Here is an 18,763-nt window from a genome sequence, read left to right on the forward strand (position 1 = left end):
CACCGGTCCAGGGTGGTCAGCTCAAGGGGTTCACCCCCTGGCCGGCGAGTGCCTGAGTGAGTCGGACTGACTCACCTGAGGTCTGGCAGACGTGGGCGTGGTGCAGCAGCCGGTCGACGGTGGCGGTGGCCAGCGTCTTGGGCATCAGCTCGTCGAACCCGGCTGGGTGCAGGTTCGAGGAGATCGCGACCGAGCGTTTCTCGTAGGCGGCATCGACGAGGCGGTAGAGCCCTTCGGCGGCGTCGGTGGCGACCGGGAGTAGCCCGATGTCGTCGACGATGACGAGGTCGGCTCGCAGGATGCGGGCGATGGCCTTGGACACGGTGTCGTCGGCACGATGGCGGCGCAGCAGCACCCCGAGGTCTTCCAGGGTGAACCAGGCGACCTTCAGCCCGGCCTCGACGGCCTGCTGGCCCAGCGCCTCGAGCAGGAACGTCTTCCCGGTCCCCGATGGGCCGCACAGCACGAGGTTCTCGCGGCGGTGCACCCATTCCAGGGTTCGTAGCGCCTGCTGGGTCGGTGCTGGGATCGAGGAGATCTCGGGCTGCCAGGCATCGAAGGTCTTCCCGGTCGGGAACCCCGCGGCGGCGCGGCGGGTGGCCAGGGCGGAGCGTTCCCGGCCGGCGACTTCCTCGACGAACAGCGCCTTCAACACCTCGACCGGCTCCCAGCGTTGCGCCTTCGCGGTTGCCACCACCTCGGGGGCGTGGCGGCGGATGTGCGGTAGCCGCAGCTTGCGCAGCAGGTCCTCGAGTTCGGTGGGCAGCGGCGGCGCGGCTGCTGTCGTGGTCGTCATCGACTCACCCCATCCACGCCGTGGCCGTCGTGGGCATCGTGGGCGTCGGGCTGGCCGAGTCGGGCCCACGCGCTGGTGCCCTGGGTCAGCGAGGAGTCTTCGCTGGCTCGGTGCACATCGCGCTCGCCGGCTGCTGCTCCTCGGGCGTGGTGGTCGAGGATCGAGGACAGGTCGGCCTCGGCGAACCGGCCGTGCACGGCGGCATGACCCAGTGCCCAGTCGACCTCGACGGGGTCGAACAGCTTGGCCAGGCTGAGCGCTTCGGCCATCTTGACCCGCATCTTGGTGGTGCCCGCAGCAGCGGCCTCGACCAGCCACAACCTCGCGCCCTCGCCCAGGTCGAGGAACTCTGATTCGGCGGTGTTCTTCGCGCGGGGTCGTCGATCCAGGGGCCCGGACGGCTGAGCCGGGAAGTGCTCATCGATCAGCTGCGGGCTGCCGGGAGTGGCCCGTCGGTGGCGCGCGACCTCGAGTGGGCCAGCCTCGCCGACGTGGACGATCACGACCTGCTCGCCGTCACCGACGCCCTGGGCGCGCACCCACACCGTCGCCCCGAGCAGGGTGTGCGGGACCGAGTACTGCCCGGACTCGAACGTCACCATCGGCGTATTGCCCGGCACCATGCGAGTGGTGCCGAACGCGACCGTGTGCGGTGCCGCCGCCACCGGGTGCAGCCGGGCCCGCTCTTCGGCGAGCATCTCGACCGGTGCCCGACGAGTGACCCGATGCGCCCGGGTGTTGACCTTGGCGCAGAACGCCTCGCACGCCGCCTCGAGCTCAGCGAAGCTGGTGTAGGCCTCGCGTAGGTTGGTGTCCTTCGGCACGAGGTCGGCCTTGCTGATCTTCACCGACGACTCCGTGCCGCCCTTGGACGCCGGATCGGCCGGCACGCAGGTGTGCACGGTGACCGAGTAGTGCTCGGCGAACGCGACCAGCTGCGGGTTGCGGACCGCGATCCCAGCGATGTGCTCGACGGTGACAGTCTTCTCGTTGTCGGTCAGCACGTAGGTCGGCACCCCGCCCAGGCGCCGGAACGTCTGGTCCAGGGCAGCGAACACGCTGGGCATGGTCTTGTCCCGCAGCGGGAGCACGACCCGGAACCTCGACCAGGCCAGCCAGGCCACTAACAGCACCGTCTTCACGCCGTCGACGACCGGGCCGTCGCCGTAGTCGTACTGCAGCCACATGCCCGGCTCGGTGACCCATGGCCGGTGCACCCGCACCCGACCGGCGCGGTAGTCGGTCTTGACCTTCGCGACCGCCCGGCGGGTGGTGCGCTCCGAGCCGGTGTAGCCCAACGCCACGAGCTTCTCGTGGGCCACGTCGGCGCGGACCTTGCCCTGGGACCGCTCGACCCACTCCTCGACCTTGTCCAGGTAGGCATCGATCAGCTGCGGGCGCGCCGCTGCCTTGTCCAGCACGCCGGCCGCAGCGCGGCGCTCGATGTAGTGCTTCACGGTGTGGTGCGAGCAGCCGGCCAGCTCGCCGGCATCACGCAACGACCCGGTCAGGTCGTAGGCATCCAAGATTTTCATGATCTCCTCGGCAGACTTCACGGTGTCCCTTCCTCGGGGGCAATGGGGCGCTTCAGCACCGCTCATCGCACCCGAGGAAGGGGCCTTAACCGCGCAAGGCGGTCAGGCAGACGACGTCGTGTCGGGCAGATCCCATGACCGTCAGCGGGCAGTTCTCATGTCCGCCAGCGGGCAGCCTCGTGGCCGTCTCCGGGCAGTTTCTCGTGGCCGCCGACATACTTCGACGATACTCGGCCGAAGTACGTCATCTTCGAGGACCTCGATCGATTCGACGACGCAAAAATTTTTGACTCGCTGCGAGAACTGAACACCCTCATCAACACTTCGGCGAACTGGAAGGACGCCAGTGAACCGCTGAGATTCATCTACGCCATCAAGGACAGCCTCTTCGAGAAGCTCGGTGACCAACCGAAGGAAGACCCGAAGGAGCCTGAACGCGACGACTCCGAAATGGCTCCGCACCCCGCCTCGAAACCGCAAGCAGCGGACGAGGAAGCGGCTCGACCTGACGCAGCGACCGCCGCGGTGAAGCGTGCTAACCGCACCAAGTTCTTCGAGGTCGTCATCCCGGTCGTTCCGTTCATCTCCCACCGAACAGCACGCGATCACGTCCTGGACGCGCTCGATCATCTCGGGTTCCCCAACGACGCGGTCGACAGGCGTCTCCTAGACCTGGTTGCCCGCCACGCAACCGAGATGCGTCTCTTGCTCAACGTCTGCAACGAGTTCGCCGTCTACGCCGAGAAGCTTCTCTGGGTGCCGAAGCCCGCGCCAGGGATGACTAACGAGCATCTTTTTGCCCTCGTGGCGTACAAGAACTTCCACCTCACAGACTTCGAAGGCATCCCGCAACGTGCCAGTGCCTTGGACCGCCTAGAGGGAGAGCGCCTCGCCCTGGTTCGTCACTGCATCGAGCAGGCTCAACGTAACAAGCGGGCTAAGAAGACCGCCGCGGCACGCCAACGGGCCCAGGTCGACACGGCAGCCAAGATTGGTGCACGTCTCCTTGGGCTCGTCGCGGGCACCCACGCAGTCGCCCCGCAGCAACGCAGGCAGGTCTCCATCATTGTCGGCGGACAGGACCGACCTGAGGACGAGGTCACGACCGTGACGTTCTGGAAGGACGTCGCAGCCGAGCGGTCGCTCACCATCACCCGCTACGGGGTGGGCGCCATTCTCGTCTTGAGCGACGACGTCCTGAGAAACGTCTTCAGTGAGGCGCTCACGCCCAACCGTTGGGAACCACTCAACGAGACCGAACTTCGTCGAGAGCTGAGCAAGTACGACGCCCAGGTCGCGCTACTACAGGGTGCCAGCTACGCCGAGCTCGCGAAGCACACCGAGTTTCAGAACGAGGCGGGAAAGAGCTTTGCAGAAGTCATCGACGAGTTGCTCACTTCTGAACTCGCACGCGACCTGGTCAAGCGTGGCTACCTGACTCACAACTTCGCTGAGTACTCCGCCACCTTCTACGGCAAGTTCATCGGAACCGACGTCGCCCACTTCTACAATCGGAGTGTCCAACCGAACCAGGTCATGATGGACTTTAGGTTCGACAGCCCGGCATCCGTGAAGAACCTTCTCGAGGAGGCGCCCTCCGACTTCACGACCACTCGGAGCGCGTTCAACATCGACCTCGTCAGCTACCTGCTCCGAGAAGAGCGCCCAGAGATGGACGTAGTTGCCGACTTCATCGTAAGCGAGCTCAACACTGACGCCCGCGCCTTCCTGAGCGCCTTCCTGAACGACGTCGAGGCGCCTTGCGCCGAACTCATCACTGAACTCACCTTCGTTCCCTGGAGTGACGTGTTCGAGTACCTGGTTGCCGAAGAATCACTGCCCGACGACGAGACCCGTTTACGACTCTTCGACGCCGCGCTCTTGGCTTCCGAGGACTCAGACGAGTACGCCTTCGGTGAGGCCCCTTCCGAGTACCTGCGCGAGAACCATCCCAGCCTGGTGAGCTTCACCGCATGGCAGACGGAGACAACCGCGGAACGGGTGTTCGCTTTCGCTCGACGGGCATCCCTCAAGGTCGCCAACCTCGGTGCCTTGGAGCGGAACCCCGCACTTCGCGACCGCGTCATCGGGGCTCGCGCCTACGAGCTCTCCGCGACGAACCTCCGCTCCGCGCTCGGTGTCGAAGGTCCGGTTGGAGTCGAGGAGGCGAAGGGGAAGGACGATGTCTGGGCGTACTGCGCAGCGAGTCTGCCGGCATACCTCCAGGCCCTCCGCGAGGATGAGCAAACAGAGTTCGCCGTTCGAACGGAGCCGACCCTGATCGAGGTGCTGACCAACCATCACGACGGATGGGAGGAAGACGAGGTCAGCGCACTCCTCGAGCTCACCTCGCCGGACGCCTCAGTTGGAGACCTCGAGACCGTGCCGCCTGGTAACTGGACGAGCGTGGTCGCCGCTGACCGCCTCCGCTTGAACGTGGCCAACCTCGTCACCTACACGACCGAGCATGACGTCAACCAGGCCCTGGCGGGTCTCCTGGTTCCTGCTGAGGGACAGCCGCGGACGCTCGAGGTTGAAGAGGACGCGAGTCAGGACGACCGGCTGTCTCTGGCGGTCACGTTGTTGAACGCTGACCTAATCGTGGACGTGGCTGCCCGGGTTGGTCTGGTCGCACAACTTGGCCTGCCGCCGCGAAGCCTGCCGGTTACCGACATCGCCTCCCGGCCGCCTCGACTCCTTGGACTTCTTCTGGGCGAGGAGCTCGTCGCTGATGACGAGGCGACCTTCCGTCACTTCCTGAACGCCGGTTGGGAGGCCGTCGAAGACGCGCTGGGCGCCTCCAGCACCGCCGAGAGTTTCTTCAGGCCCGACCTGTTCGCCTCTGTGGCCGGCGGCGTGCTGACCAGTCGCGTGGTTCCAGACGAGTTCAAGCAGCGCGTCCTCGACGACCTCGACCTGTTCGTGCTTGACGGCGACGCGAACGGGCTCAAGTCTGCGGCGTCGTTCGCTGTCGCAATGGACGAGAAGCTTCCCTTGGCCAGGATTCAGCGGATCGCGCGGGAGACCCAAGATGTCGAGAAGGTGTCGCGGCTGCTGGTGCGCGTAAGTCGAGACATCAGCACCGAGCAACTGGTGGACACTCTCGTCATGCTCGGAGGCGAACTGGCCGCACTCACCAACGGACCCGGGAGCACGTTCCCCTATCCCGAAAGCGACGCACTCGACACTTTGTTCGGCCGTCTGAAACGAGAGGGCCGAATCAAGGTGACATCGAAGATGTTTAAGAAGACGGTCGAGAACAGGGCGTGAGGTAGCTCAAGCCCTAAGCCTCCACGGGGCCGACCGCCGAGATACGTCAATCTGGACGGGATGGGCGTACGCCCAGAGCAGCCGCTTGATCGTGGCTTGTGGAGATCAATCCCGGGTCCAGCGTCACTGTCGGTGGTCGTCTCTAGGGTCGAAGACATGACCACCAGCGACGAGCTGCCCGCCACGGCGGGCGAGTGCGTCGCGATGCTGGAGGAGCTCGAGGCGCTGAAGTCCCACCTCGCTGCGCGCCAGGCCAGGATCACCGCGCACCTCGATGACCTCCAGGCCGACGCCTCAGCCCGCTCGGTCGGCGCCCAGGTCGCGCTCGCCCGCCACGAGTCACCCCACCGCGGTAGCCGGCTGCTGGCGATGGCCTGCACCCTGGTCGACGACCTGCCCCACGTCTTCCAAGCGCTCGACGACGGGCTGATCAACGAGCACCGCGCCGAGATCCTCGCCAGCGAGGCCGAGCACGTCCACTCCGCCCTGCGCCCCGACTACGACACCGCCCTGGGCGAGCTGCTGGGCACCGGTGCGCCGCTGGGTGACCGGGCACTGCGCCTGGCCGCGCAACGCATCGCGATGCGCCTCGACGACCAGGCCGCCGCCCGACGCCGCGAACGCGCCCACCGCAACCGCCGCGTCACCTCCCAGCGACGCGAGGACGGCACCACCCAGATCACCGCGATCGTCTCCGACGTCCACGCAGCCGCGATCATGCAGTCCCTGCACCTGCGCGCCGCCCAGCTCAAGAACCAGCCCGACGAGGACCGCTCCCACTCCCAGATCGTGGCCGACCTGTTCGTCTCCCGCCTCACCGGCCAGATCACCGCCACCCACACCCCCATCGCGCTCAACATCGTGATCTCCGCCGAAGCACTGCTCGGCGACGGCGACGAACCCGCCGAGGTCGTGCCCATGTACGGCGGCGCCGGCGGACCCATCCCCGCCTCCGTCGCTCGGCGCCTGGTCACCTGTGCCCCCGAGATGGGCACCCGCGTCCGCCGCCTCTTCGCCGACACCGAGCAGCTCGTGGCCATGGAGTCAACCTCGCGGACCTTCGACGGCCTGCTGCGCCAGTTCATCACCCTGCGCGACCGGACCTGCCGCACGCCCTGGTGCAACGCCCCCATCCACCAGCACGACCACATCACCCCCGACCACCAAGGCGGCCCCACCAGCATCCCCAACGGCCAAGGCCTCTGCACCGCCTGCAACCAGCTCAAGGAAGAACCCGGCTGGCACCACCGCGTCCTGCACCACTACGACCTCGACCCCCACGACGTCGAGACCACCTCACCCGCCGGCCAAACCGTCCACTCCCGCGCCCCCGACCCACCCGGCCTCATCCCACCCGAACCCACCTGGACCGAGGAGTCTCCCGGCCACTGGGTGCTCAGCGCCTGAGTCGGCGACGGGCTACGCTGCACCGACGCTCATCTCGGGAGACACCATGGGCAGCACCACCCTGCGCTGGGTCCAACGCCGCGCCTGGCTGCTCGCGGTGGTCGGCGCCGTCGTGCTGGCCCTGGGCAGCACCACCTGGTGGGTCACCCACCCCGATGTCTTCGACGACGCCGGCGGCTACGGGGTCCGCGCCGACCCGCGCCAGGTCGGGCGGACGATGTACTTCGGGATTGTGACCACCTCGAGCCGGGACGAACGCCGGGAGCTGGAGCTGCGTTCGGTCACCCCCGTCGTTCGCGCCAACACCGCAGAGGCCGAGCTGACCGTCTACCTCTGCGAGATCGCGCCAGACTCGCCCTACGGCGCGATCATCGGCCAGCGCAAGCGCCCGAGCAGGGTCTGCGGCACGCTGGAACCGGTCACCGACGGCATGCGGTTCCTCACCGGCAAGGGCACCCCGCGCCAACAGCTGGTCCTGGCTGTACGCACGACGAAGCGCGGCGTGGTCAAGGTCAAGGGTGCCGAAATCTCCTACCGCGACGGCCTGCGCCGCGGCACCGAGGTGACCGGCGGCTACCTCACCTACCGGGCCCGCTGAGCCTTACAGCTCCTCCGACGGCGGCGACCTAGGTGCCCTCGCGCCGCTTCGTGCGGGCCGTCGCCGGTGCGCTCCACGGGTCCTCGGGCCAGGGGTGGCGTGGGTAGCGCCCCCGCATCTCGCCACGCACCGCCGGGTAGGCCGACTCCCAGAACGACGCCAGGTCGGCGGTCACCGCCAACGGACGCCGCGCCGGCGAGAGCAGGTGCAGCAGCAGCGGCACCCGCCCGTCGGCCAGGCGCGGCGTGCTCGCCCAGCCGAAGACCTCCTGCAGCTTCACCGCCAGCACCGGCTGCTCGGGGTCGGTGTAGTCGACCCGCACCGACGACCCGCTCGGCACGCCGACCCGCTCGGGCGGGCGCGAGCTCGTCGAGCCGGGCCGCCTCGGGCCAGGGCAGCAGCCCCCGCAGCCCCGACAGCACGTCGAGCCGCGCCAGGTCGCGGCCCGACCGCACCCGCGACAGGTCGAGCCAGCTGTCCAGCCCGTCGAGCAGCGCCTCGTCTCCCACGTCGGGCCACGGCTCCCCCAGCGCCGCGTGCAGGAACGCCAACCGGGCCCGCAGCTCGCGGGCCGACTCCTTCCACGGCAGGGCGGCCAGCCCGTCGCGGCGCAGGCCCTCACGCACCGCCGCCCCCACCGCCTCGACCGGCGGCTCGGCCAGCGGCGCCGAGGCCAGCTCGATCGCCCCCAGCCGGGTCACCCGCCGGGCGACCACCCGGCCGTCGCGCCAGGTGACCTCGTCGTCCTCGCCCCAGCGCGCGCCGGCGGCCTCGAGCGCCAGGTCGGCGTCGATCGGGGCCGCCGAGCGCACCCGGGCCTCCCGCTCCCCCGCCCGGCGCTCGACGTCGGCCACCGCCACCCACTCCAGCCCGGCCAGCGCCGACTCGCCCCGCGGCAGCACCGCGCCCGTCCCGCCCACCATCAGGTACGCCGCCCCGCCGGGGCGACGGCGCGCCACCCGGTCGGGGTGCGCCAGGGCCACCACGAGACCCACCGCCAGGTCGTCGGTCGGCTCCTCGGCCGGTCGGGCCGCCGTGTCGACGTACCCGCTCAACCGCTGCACCGCTGCCTTCCACGGCCCCGACCCGGGACCGCCCCGGCGCAGCTGGCGCAGCCCGGCGACCAGGTCGCCCCCGGGCGGGCGCACGTCCTCCGAGAGCATCGCCGCCACCTCGGCCGCCCGCCGGCCCCCGATCAGCGCGGCGCCGTCGAGCAGCGCCCGGGCCAGGCGCGGGTCGACCGGCACCCCGGCGATCCCCCGGCCCCGCTCGGTCACGGCGCCCGAACCGTCCACGGCGCCCAGGTCTGCCAGGGTCGCGCGCGCCGTGGCCAGCGCCGGCGCCGGGGGCGCGTCCAGCAGCGCCAGCCCGGAGCCGTCGGGGCTGCCCCACACGGCCAGCTCGAGCGCCAGGCCCGTCAGGTCAGCGACGGCGATCTCGGGCTCGGGGTGCTCGGGCAGGTGCGCGTGCTCGGCCTCCGACCAGCACGGGTGCACCCGACCGGGGCCCTCGCGCCCGGCACGCCCGGCCCGCTGCGCCGCGCCGGCCCGCGAGACCCGCACCGTCACCAGACCGGCCAGCCCGCGCCGGTGGTCGGTGCGCGGCTCGCGCGACAACCCGGCGTCGACGACCGAGCGGACCCCGGGCACCGTCAGCGACGACTCCGCCACCGCGGTCGAGACCACCACCCGGCGCCGCGGCCCCGGGCCCAGCGCCAGGTCCTGCTGCTCCCCCGGCAACCGTCCGTGCAGCGGCCGCACGTCGGCGGCGACCCCCGCCAGGCGGCGTACGACGCCGTCGACCTCGGTCACCCCGGGCACGAACACCAGCACGTCGCCCTCGCCCTCGGCCAGGGCCACCCGGGTCGTGGCCGCGACGTGGTCGAGGAATGCCGGCGTCACACCCCGGTCGTCCACCCGCAGCACGCCGGGCGGCAGCGGCGCCCAGCGCCGCTCGACCGGGTGCAGCGCGCCGGGCACGTCGACCACCGGCACCGGGGCCTCGCCCAGCAGCGCGGCCGTGCGCTCGGCCTCGACGGTCGCCGACATCGCCACCAACAGCAGGTCCTCGCGCAGCACCGAGCGCACGTCGACCAGCAGCGCGAGGGTCAGGTCGGCGTCGAGCTGACGCTCGTGCACCTCGTCGAGCACCACCGCGCCCACCCCGGGCAGCTCGGGGTCGCGCTGCAGGCGGCGCAGCAACAGCCCGGTGGTGACGACCTCGATGCGCGTCGCCGCCGACGTACGCCGCTCGCCGCGCACGGCGTAGCCCACGGTCTGGCCGACCGGCTCGCCGAGCAGGGAGGCGAGCCGTCGGGCCGCGGCGCGCGCCGCGATGCGCCGCGGCTGGGTCACCACGACCCGGCCCTCGCACAGCAGCGCCACCGCGGGCGGCACCATCGTGGTCTTGCCGGTGCCCGGCGGTGCCTGCACCACCGCGCTGCCGCGCTCGGCCAGCGCCGCCCGCAGCGCGGCCAGCCCGCCGACGACCGGCAGGTCCGGCGGGTCGGCCAGCAGCCGCTGCAGCGCGTCGCTCAGGTCAGCGCCCCTCGACCAGCGACCCGTCGAGCACGGTGGGCCGCCCGCGCAGCAGCGTGTGGCGCACCGAGGCCCCGAACGTGCGCCCGTGCCACGGGTTGTTGCGCGAGAGCGAGACCGAGGCGTCGCGGTCGACGGTCACGTCGGCGGAGGGGTCGACGAGCACGATGTTGGCCGGCGCACCGACCTCGAGCCCTCGGCCCTGGCCCTCGAGACCCGCGATGGCGGCCGGCGTCGTCGACATCACCCGGGCCACGTCGGCCCAGGTCATCAAGCCGGTCTCGACCATCACCGAGGCGACCACCGGCAGCGCGGTCTCGAGCCCGAGCATGCCGAAGGCGGCGTCGACGAAGGCGTGCTCCTTGTCGTGGCGCGCGTGCGGCGCGTGGTCGGTGGCCACCGCGTCGATGGTGCCGTCGGCGAGCGCGGCGCGCAGCGCCTCGACGTCCTCGGCCGGTCGCAGCGGCGGGTTGACCTTGTAGGTCGGGTCGTAGTCGCCGAGCAGGTCGGTGGTCAGCAGCAGGTGGTGCGGGGTCACCTCGGCGGTCACCGCGATGCCCTGCGACCGCGCCCAGCGCAGCACCTCGACGGTGCCGGCGGTCGAGGCGTGCGCGACGTGCACCCGCGAGCCGGTGTGGCGCGCGAGCATCACGTCGCGGGCCACGATGACCTCCTCGGCGACGCCCGGCCAGCCGGGCAGGCCCAGGCGGCCCGACAGCTCGCCCTCGTGGCAGCACGACTGCGGCCCGGCGAGGTCGGGGTCCTGCGCGTGCTGGCTGACGACACCGCCGAACGCCTTGACGTACTCGAGCGCGCGCCGCATGACGCGCGGGTTCGCCACGCAGCGGCCGTCGTCGGAGAAGACCCGCACCCGGGCCCGCGAGCGCGCCATCAGGCCCAGCTCGGCGAGCTCCTCGCCCGCCAGCCCCTTGGTGACCGCGCCCACCGGGTGCACGTCGACCAGCCCGGCGGCGCGACCCAGGTCGTGCACGCGCTCGGCGGCCTCGGCGGTGTCGGTGACCGGCGAGGTGTTGGCCATCGCCAGCACGGCGGTGAAGCCGCCCACCGCCGCGGCCCGGGAGCCGGTGAGCACCGTCTCGGCGTCCTCGCGGCCGGGCTCGCGCAGGTGGGTGTGCAGGTCGACGAGGCCCGGCAGCGCCACCAGCCCGTCGGCGTCGACGACACGCGCGCCCTCAGCCGAGGGCGAGCCGATCTCGGCGACCACCCCGCCGACGACGAGCACGTCGGCGCTCTGCTCGCCGAGCAGCGAGGCGCCCCGCAGCAGGATCGTGTTCTGCTCGGTCATCAGGAGGCTCCTTCGCCGGCCAGCAGGTGGTAGAGGATCGACATCCGCACCGCGAGGCCCGACGAGACCTGGTCGAGCACCAGCGACTGCGCGGCGTCGGCGGCGTCGGCGGCGATCTCGAGGCCACGGTTCATCGGGCCGGGGTGGCAGATCGGCACGTCGGGCCCGAGCACCGCGAGCCGGTCGCGGGTCAGTCCGTAGCCCACGGTGTACTCCCGCGCGCTGGGGAAGAAGCCGCCGCTCATCCGCTCGCGCTGGACGCGCAGCATCATCACCGCGTCGGCCTTGGGCAGCGCCTCGTCGAGGTCGTACGACGTCGCGAAGCCGGCCTCGCGCGACCAGGCGTCGACACCGCTGGGCATCAGCGTGGGCGGGGCGACGACCGTGACCTCGGCCCCCAGCCGGGTCAGGCACTTGACGTTGGAGCGGAAGACCCGGCTGTGGGTCAGGTCGCCGACCAGCAGCACCCGCCTGCCCTCGAGCGTGCCCAGCCTGCGCTGCAGCGTGTAGGCGTCGAGCAGCGCCTGCGAGGGGTGCTCGTGGGTGCCGTCGCCGGCGTTGATCACGCTGGCGTCGACCCACTGCGCGACCTGCTGGGCCGCCCCGCTGGCGGAGTGGCGCATCACCAGGGCGTCGACGCCCATCGCGGTGATGGTCAGCACGGTGTCGCGCAGGCTCTCGCCCTTGGAGGCCGAGCTGCCCTTGCCGGTGATGTTGATGGTGTCGGCCGAGAGCCACTTGCCGGCGATCTCGAAGCTCGACCGGGTGCGTGTGGAGTCCTCGAAGAACAGGTTGATCACCGTGCGCCCGCGCAGCGCGGGCAGCTTCTTGACCTCGCGCCGCTGCACGTCGTGCATCTCGGCGGCGGTGGCGAAGATGGTGGCGATGTCGTCGACGCTCAGGTCGTCGACGGAGAGCAGGTGCTTCCTCACGCGCCGCCCACCTCGTCGTGCTCGGCGCCGGTGCCGGCGATGCGCACCTCGTCGTGGCCGTCGTACTCGTCGAGGCGCACCATCACCCGCTCGGTGCGGGCGCTGGGCAGGTTCTTGCCGACGTGGTCGGCACGGATCGGCAGCTCGCGGTGGCCGCGGTCGACCAGCACGGCCAGGCGCACCACGTCGGGGCGGCCCAGGTCGCGCATGGCGTCGAGCGCGGCGCGCACGGTGCGACCGCTGTAGAGCACGTCGTCGACCAGCACGACGGTGCGCCCGTCGATGCCGCCGGGCGGCACCTCGGTGTGCTGGGGGCCGCGGGCCGGCTGCTGGCGCAGGTCGTCGCGGTAGAGGGTGATGTCGAGGGAGCCCACCGGCACCTGGACGCCCTCGGTGGCCGCGATCCGCTCGGCGATGCGCCGGGCCAGGCCCACGCCGCGGGTCGGGATGCCCAGCAGCACCAGGTCCTCGGAGCCCTTGTTGCGCTCCAGGATCTCGTGGGAGATGCGGGTCAGCGCCCGGGCGATGTCACGGGCATCGAGGACCACGCGGCCCTCGTCGGTGGTCTCGGGAGGCGCACTCACGTGGCCGGACCTCCTTCTCCGCCTCACGGGACGGCTCGTTAAAGGATGTCGATCGGGAGCACCCTAGCAGTGGGCCACCGGCAGCCGGAGCGTGAAGACGGTGCCGACGCCCAGCTCCGAGCGCACCGTGACGCTGCCGCCGTGGCGCTCGGCGATGTGCGCGACGGTGACCAGCCCCAGCCCGGTGCCGGGCTCGCGCAGCGCGTCCGGGTTGCTGCTGCGGTAGAAGGCGCGGAAGAGGCGCTGCTGGTCGTCGTCGCTGATGCCGAGACCGTCGTCGCCGACCTCGAGCACGACGCGGTCGCCGTCGCGGCGGGCGCTGACGCGCACGGTGCCGCCGCGCCCGGTGTACTTCACGGCGTTGCTGACCAGGTTGCCCAGGGCCCGGTCGACCTCGTCGTGGTCGCCGGCGACGACCAGGTCGTCGCCCCCGACGTCGACGAGCAGCCGCAGACCCTCGGCCAGGGCGGTGGGGGCGATGAGGGCCTCGAGGTCGGCGACCACGACCGCCACGTCGACGTCACGGGCCACCAGCGGGTGGGTGGGGTCGCTGACCCGGGCCAGCAGCAGCATGTCGTCGACGATCTGCTGCATCCGCTCGGTGCCCCGGGCCAGGGCGGTGTGGTGGCGCTGCGCCTCGGGCGAGGTGCCGAGGTCCTCGAGCATCTCCAGGTTGCCGGCCACCACCGTCAGCGGGGTGCGCAGCTCGTGGGTCAGGGTCGCGACCAGGCGGGCCCGTTCCTCGGCCAGCTCCTGCAGCTCGTGCACGACCCGGCGCTCCCGCTCGAGGGCGCGCGCCGTCGCCAGGGCGGCCCCCAGGTCGTGGCCCAGCTCGAGCGCCGCGGCCGTCTCGGCCCGCGACCAGGGCGGGTCCTGCGGGCGCCGCGTGAGCACCAGGAACCCCAGCGACTGCGGTCCGGCGCCGAGCGGGACGCCCAGCAGGCGGGCCGGGCCCAGCCAGGCGAGGCCCTCCTGCACGGCCTCCACCAGGTCGGGCTCCAGGCCCGCGGGCAGGTCGCCGTCGCGGCCGGGGTCGACGACCATCGCCTCCTGGCGGGCCCACAGCGACGGCGCGAGCCGCCGGGCCACCTCGCAGACCACGTCCGGCAGCTCCACCGGGGTGCCGTCGCGCAGTCGCGCCGGCCCGCCGGCGCTGCCGTCGCCGTCGGCGACCTGCACCCACGACGAGGAGGCGGCGAACCCCTCCGCCAGCGGCCGGTGGGTGCTCTCGACGACGTCCTCGAGGGTGCCGTCGGTGCCGAGGGCCGCGCTGCGCACCAGCCCTCGAGCCCGCTCTGCGTGCTCGACGCGTGCCAGCAGCGACTCGCGCTCCAGGGTCGTCACGACCGCCCGCGCCGCCTGGGCGGCGTAGCGCTCCAGCAGCCGCAGCTGGTCGGGGCCCGGCCGCCGTCCCGAGACCGGCTGGTCGACCGAGAGCACGCCCACGGGGGCGCCGTCGTCGTCGCGCAGGACCGCGATCAGGCCGTCGTAGGGGTGCCAGGCGTCGGGCCCCTCCCCCGCCTCCTCCAGCGTCACGACCCAGTGGCCGGCCAGGTCGTCGTGCTGCTCGCCGTCGATGAAGTGCAGCCGCCCGCGGGGCTCGGCGACCGCCAGGATCTCCTCGAGCACCGCGACCGGGTCGCTGGCCCAGGCGTCCTCGTCGCGCTCCTGCGGGCCGGTGTAGGCGGTGGTCACCAGCTCCTCGCCGATCACCACCGAGAGCGCCGCGACCCGGAATCCGACGAGCTCGGCGACGGACTCGACCATCAGCTGCAGCACGTCACGTGCCGACGAGTCCGACCAACCGGTCCGGTCGCGTTCGTGCAGCACGAGCGGAGCCTAGCCGGGTCCGGGCTCCTCTACCCTTGCTTCATGTCCACTGCCCCGCTGCCCGACGACGTCGTCGACCTGCTGCGCCGCCCGAACCCGTGCGTGGTGGCGACCCTGCGCAAGGACGGGACCCCGGTCACCGTCCCCACCTGGTACCTCCTCGAGACCGACGGGCCGCACGCCGGCACCGTGCTGGTCAACATGGACGACACCCGGGTGCGGCTGGGCCACCTGCGCCGCGACCCGCGCATCAGCATCTCGGTGCTCGACTCCGAGAGCTGGTACACCCACGTGTCGATGATCGGCGAGGTCGTCGACATGCGGCCCGACGAGGGCCTGGTCGACATCGACCGGCTCTCGCAGCACTACGGCGGACGCGACTACCCCGACCGTGAGTCGCCGCGCACCAGCGCCTGGGTGCGCATCGACCGCTGGCACGGCTGGGGCGCCGCGAAGCAGGACTGAAACCCGGGCTCAGCCCCCGGTGACCTCGGCGCTGTCGGTGACGTCGACGAGCACCTTGCCGACCGCGCCGGACTCGACGGCGTCGTGCGCGGCGGCGGTCTCCTCGAGCGGGAAGTGGTGCAGCGGCACCCCGACGTCGTCGCCGACCCGGAGCGCGCCCGCGGCCACGGCGGCGGTGACGTCCTCGGCGGCCGCGGCCAGCAGGTCCTCGCCCAGGGTGTAGAGCAGCAGCCCCTGCAGCCGCAGGTTCTTGGCGAAGGCGGCGCGCACCGGCAGCGCCGCCTCGGCGCCCCCGTTGTCGGCGTAGTAGGCCAGCGTGCCGCGGTTGCGCAGCACCTCGACGTCGAGGGCGAGGTTCTGGGCCAGCGCGACCTCGACCACCAGGTCGACGCCCTGCGGCACGATCTCCTGGATGCGGGCCGCGGCGTCCTCGGTGCGGTAGTTCACGACGTGGTGGGCGCCCGCGGCACGCGCGAGGTCGGCCTTCTCGTCGCTGCTGATGGTGGTCACCACCGTGGCGCCCGACCAGACCGCCAGCTGGATCGCGGCGTTGCCGACCGCGCCGGCGCCGCCCGCGACCAGGACCGTGCGGCCCTCGAGGGCACCGGGGCCCAGCCGCGTGGCGTCCTCGCCCGCGGTGAGGGCGCGGTGGGCGGTCACCGCCGGCACGCCCAGCGAGGCACCCAGGTCGTACGACGCCGCGTCGGGCAGCGGGACCACGCAGGCCGTGGGCAGCACCGTGTGCTCGGCGGCCGTGCCGCCGGGGCGGGCCCACTGCGCCAGGATCGTCCAGACCCGGTCGCCGACCCTGAGACCCTCGACGCCCTCGCCGACGGCGTCGACGACACCGGCGGCGTCCTGGCCCGGCACGACCTCGTCCCACGGGCCGTTCATCGCGTTGGCGCGGAACTTCCAGTCCGTGGGGTTCACCCCGGCGCGCACCACGCGCACCCGGACCTCGCCGCGCCCGGGCTCGGGCAGGGGGCGCTCCACGACGGAGAGCACGGAGGAGGGACCGGTCTGGCTGTAGACGACTGCTCGCATGACTGGGCCAGCAACGCCGGTGCCCGGTCTGTTCCCGCTCACAGCGCCGCGAGGAAGGCCCGCACCCGCTCCCCCATCAGCGCCGCGGCCTCCGGGTCGTGGGCCGCGAGCGAGGAATCGGCGAAGAGGTGCTCCTCGCCGGGGTAGACGAACAGCTCGGCGGCCGGGGTCGAGGCCGCCAGCTCGCGGGCGGCCGGCAGGTCCTCGTCGAAGAACTCGTCCCCCTCCTTGCCGTGGATCTGCACCGGCACCCCCTCGGGCCACACCTGCCCGAACTCCGACACCGGGAGGCAGGAGCACATCAGGAGCGCACCGCGGGCGCCGGGCTCGGTCTGCGCGAGCCGCTGGGCGATGGTCACGCCGAACGAGAAGCCCGCGTAGACGAGGCCCGAGCCCGACCCGGCGCCGAGCTCGTCGGCCGCGGCGGCGCCGCGCTGCCGGACCACGTCGAACCCGGTGTCGCGCGCGAATGCGAACCCCTCCTCGATGCTGGCGAACGTGCGGCCCTCGAAGAGGTCGGGAGCGTGCACGGTGTGACCGTCCTGGCGCAGCTGGTCGGCGAAGACCCGCACCCCCTCGGTCAATCCCTGGATGTGGTGGAACAGCAGCACCTCGGCCATGGCGGCGATCTCCCTCGGTCATTGATCGGAAAAGGCGGAACGTTCGGTGATGCTAGTCTGTTTCGCCATGGCAGACACCCCCCCGGACTACGAGCTGGCCGACCGGATGGCGCTGACCAGCCCGGCCCAGGTGCGGGCCGTGGGCCATCCGCTGCGCACCACGATCCTGCAGCTGCTCCATGAACGGGCCGCGAGCATCACCGAGCTCGCGACCGCGCTCGACCGGCCCAAGAGCACGGTGGCCCACCACGTGGAGGTCCTCACCCGCAACGGTCTGCTGCGGGTGGTGCGCACCCGCAGGGTGCGGGCCATCGAGGAGCGCTTCTACGGGCGCACCGCGCGCCTGTTCCACGTCACGGCCGAGCCAACCTTCGCGACCGGTGAGGTCTCCGGCGACTTCAACGACTTCGAGGTGGCGGCACGCGAGTCGGCGACGGCATTCGAGCGGGGCGAGCTCTGGGGCTTCCTCCGCCATGCGCGCATCCCGGAGGAGCAGGCCTCGCACTTCTGGAGCCGGATGGCCGAGCTGGTGGAGGAGTTCGACCGGATGCCGCGGTCCGGCGACACGGTCTACGGGTTCGCGGTGGGCATCTACCCCACCGAGCACCCGACCCTGCCGACCCCGCAGCAGCCGCAGTGATTGCAATGGCGCTGCGCTACAGCCCCTCCGCCATCCCAGCACAGGCGGCCAGCCACGAGCGGCGGGTGGCGGGCGACAGCTCGGCGTACGGCACCACGGAGCCGGCCACCAGCGCTGGGTCGTAGGGCACCCGGTAGACCGCGCGGGTGCGCTGCTCGTAGACGTCGACCAGGTCGCGGGCCAGCTTGTCGTCGACCTTCGGCGAGGGGTCGGAGAGCACGGTGACGCACTTGTGCTTGAGGTCGGTGTGCCCCGCGTCCTGCAGCGCGTCGAGCATCCACAGCCCGGAGTAGCCGGTGTCCTCGCGCACCGTGCTGGTCACCACGAGCAGGTCGGCCTGCTCGGCGCTGGCCAGCCAGTTCTCGGCGCGCATGTTGTTGCCGGTGTCGACGAGGATGATCCGGTAGAAGCGCTCGAGCAGCGAGTGCACCGCGGCGAAGTCGTCGGCGTGGATCATCCCGGTGACGTCGGGGCGCTCGTCGGAGGCCAGCACGTCGAAGTGGGCGTCGCCCTGGGAGCGCACGAAGGCCCCCAGGTCGCCGATGCGCGACTGGTAGACGTCGCTGAAGCGGCCCAGGTCCTCGAGCAGCTCGCGAGTGGTGTTGCGGTGGGTGCTGCGGGTGCCGCGGATGCCCAGGGTGCCGCGGGTCTCGTTGTTGTCCCAGGCCACCACCCCGCCACCGCGCACGGTGCCGAAGGTGTAGCCGGCCGCGAGCACACCGGTGGTCTTGGCCGCGCCGCCCTTGGGATTGATGAAGGCGATGGTGCGCGGGCCGTCGAAGTCGCGCTGGATCGCCGAGCGCTGCTGCTCGTGGGCCTGCTCGGCCGGGCCCATCGGCAGGCGCACGAGGCCGGCGCCCAGCCGGTTCAGCACCCCGCGCCAGCCCCACGTGGCCGGACCCTGCCCGGTCTCCTCGGCGCGGCGGTCGAGGAAGTCGGTGGCGGTCATGAACCGGCGCGGCTCCTCCGCGCGCACGGGCACCGGCGGCGCCGCGGGCACCTCCCGGGTCTCGTCGGCGACCGGGGCCTCGACCGGCGCCGCCGCCGGCTCGTCGGGGGTCCAGCGGGGCGGCGGGCCCAGCGGGTCGGTGAGGGGGTCGCCCACCCCGGCCGCGAACCGGTCGAGCTCGTCTCGGGTGTAGAGCCGGTCGCTGGTGTCCGAGCGGCCCTGGAACTGGCCCTGGGTCATGGGTCCTCCT

Annotated in this window: 13 protein-coding genes and 2 pseudogenes; 5 read left to right on the forward strand and 10 right to left on the reverse strand. The window is 72.0% G+C overall.

Features of this window, described 5'->3' with window-relative positions:
- Positions 1–16: 16 nt before the first annotated feature.
- Together istB and istA are read right to left on the reverse strand one after the other, a co-directional pair.
- Positions 17–796, reverse strand: a complete 780-nt coding sequence (gene istB / locus JOE61_RS01410) for an IS21-like element helper ATPase IstB (RefSeq protein ID WP_193669387.1) — start codon at positions 794–796, stop codon at positions 17–19.
- Positions 793–2,352, reverse strand: a complete 1,560-nt coding sequence (istA, locus tag JOE61_RS01415) for an IS21 family transposase (protein WP_193669386.1) — start codon at positions 2,350–2,352, stop codon at positions 793–795. Before istA ends, istB begins: the two co-directional genes overlap by 4 nt.
- A gap of 207 nt (positions 2,353–2,559) precedes the next feature.
- On the opposite strand from istA, the pseudogene JOE61_RS01420 reads away from it, so the two are divergent.
- The 3 genes and pseudogenes from JOE61_RS01420 to JOE61_RS01430 form a co-directional block, all read left to right on the forward strand.
- A pseudogene (locus JOE61_RS01420) lies at positions 2,560–5,601 on the forward strand (YobI family P-loop NTPase); the annotation flags it as partial.
- 156 nt (positions 5,602–5,757) lie between these two features.
- Complete coding sequence (locus JOE61_RS01425; protein ID WP_193669384.1) at positions 5,758–7,008, forward strand: HNH endonuclease; 1,251 nt, start codon at positions 5,758–5,760, stop codon at positions 7,006–7,008.
- Between the two features lie 46 nt (positions 7,009–7,054).
- Positions 7,055–7,606 (forward strand): hypothetical protein, encoded by a 552-nt coding sequence (locus tag JOE61_RS01430; protein WP_193669383.1) that lies wholly within the window; start codon positions 7,055–7,057, stop codon positions 7,604–7,606.
- 28 nt (positions 7,607–7,634) lie between these two features.
- Here JOE61_RS01430 and hrpB read toward each other — a convergent pair.
- The 5 genes and pseudogenes from hrpB to JOE61_RS01455 form a co-directional block, all read right to left on the reverse strand.
- Positions 7,635–10,119 (reverse strand): annotated as a pseudogene (gene hrpB, locus JOE61_RS01435) (ATP-dependent helicase HrpB).
- Between the two features lie 25 nt (positions 10,120–10,144).
- On the reverse strand, positions 10,145–11,449 hold the full coding sequence (locus JOE61_RS01440) for a dihydroorotase (RefSeq protein WP_193669382.1): 1,305 nt from the start codon (positions 11,447–11,449) through the stop codon (positions 10,145–10,147).
- Positions 11,449–12,381 (reverse strand): aspartate carbamoyltransferase catalytic subunit, encoded by a 933-nt coding sequence (locus JOE61_RS01445; protein ID WP_193669381.1) that lies wholly within the window; start codon positions 12,379–12,381, stop codon positions 11,449–11,451. Before JOE61_RS01445 ends, JOE61_RS01440 begins: the two co-directional genes overlap by 1 nt.
- Complete coding sequence (gene pyrR / locus JOE61_RS01450; protein WP_193669380.1) at positions 12,378–12,965, reverse strand: bifunctional pyr operon transcriptional regulator/uracil phosphoribosyltransferase PyrR; 588 nt, start codon at positions 12,963–12,965, stop codon at positions 12,378–12,380. Before pyrR ends, JOE61_RS01445 begins: the two co-directional genes overlap by 4 nt.
- A 63-nt stretch (positions 12,966–13,028) precedes the next feature.
- A complete protein-coding gene (locus tag JOE61_RS01455; RefSeq protein WP_193669379.1) occupies positions 13,029–14,795 on the reverse strand; it encodes a sensor histidine kinase in 1,767 nt (588 codons plus the stop codon).
- A 42-nt stretch (positions 14,796–14,837) separates the two neighbouring features.
- On the opposite strand from JOE61_RS01455, the gene JOE61_RS01460 reads away from it, so the two are divergent.
- Entirely contained in the window at positions 14,838–15,260 is a 423-nt protein-coding gene (locus tag JOE61_RS01460; protein ID WP_193669378.1) for a PPOX class F420-dependent oxidoreductase, read from the forward strand.
- Positions 15,261–15,269: 9 nt separating this feature from the next.
- On the opposite strand, the gene JOE61_RS01465 is transcribed toward JOE61_RS01460, so the two are convergent.
- Positions 15,270–16,304, reverse strand: coding sequence for an NADPH:quinone reductase (locus JOE61_RS01465; protein WP_193669377.1), 1,035 nt, complete (start codon positions 16,302–16,304; stop codon positions 15,270–15,272).
- Between the two features lie 38 nt (positions 16,305–16,342).
- On the reverse strand, positions 16,343–16,924 hold the full coding sequence (locus tag JOE61_RS01470; RefSeq protein WP_193669376.1) for a dienelactone hydrolase family protein: 582 nt from the start codon (positions 16,922–16,924) through the stop codon (positions 16,343–16,345).
- Between the two features lie 67 nt (positions 16,925–16,991).
- Between JOE61_RS01470 and JOE61_RS01475 the strand changes: the two genes are divergently transcribed.
- Positions 16,992–17,564, forward strand: coding sequence for a winged helix-turn-helix domain-containing protein (locus tag JOE61_RS01475; protein WP_193669375.1), 573 nt, complete (start codon positions 16,992–16,994; stop codon positions 17,562–17,564).
- A 16-nt stretch (positions 17,565–17,580) separates the two neighbouring features.
- Here JOE61_RS01475 and JOE61_RS01480 read toward each other — a convergent pair whose 3' ends face one another.
- Positions 17,581–18,753 (reverse strand): MinD/ParA family ATP-binding protein, encoded by a 1,173-nt coding sequence (locus JOE61_RS01480; RefSeq protein ID WP_193669374.1) that lies wholly within the window; start codon positions 18,751–18,753, stop codon positions 17,581–17,583.
- Between the last annotated feature and the right edge of the window lie 10 nt (positions 18,754–18,763).

It is taken from the genome of Nocardioides salarius (assembly GCF_016907435.1).
In the GTDB taxonomy this organism is placed as follows: domain Bacteria; phylum Actinomycetota; class Actinomycetes; order Propionibacteriales; family Nocardioidaceae; genus Nocardioides; species Nocardioides salarius.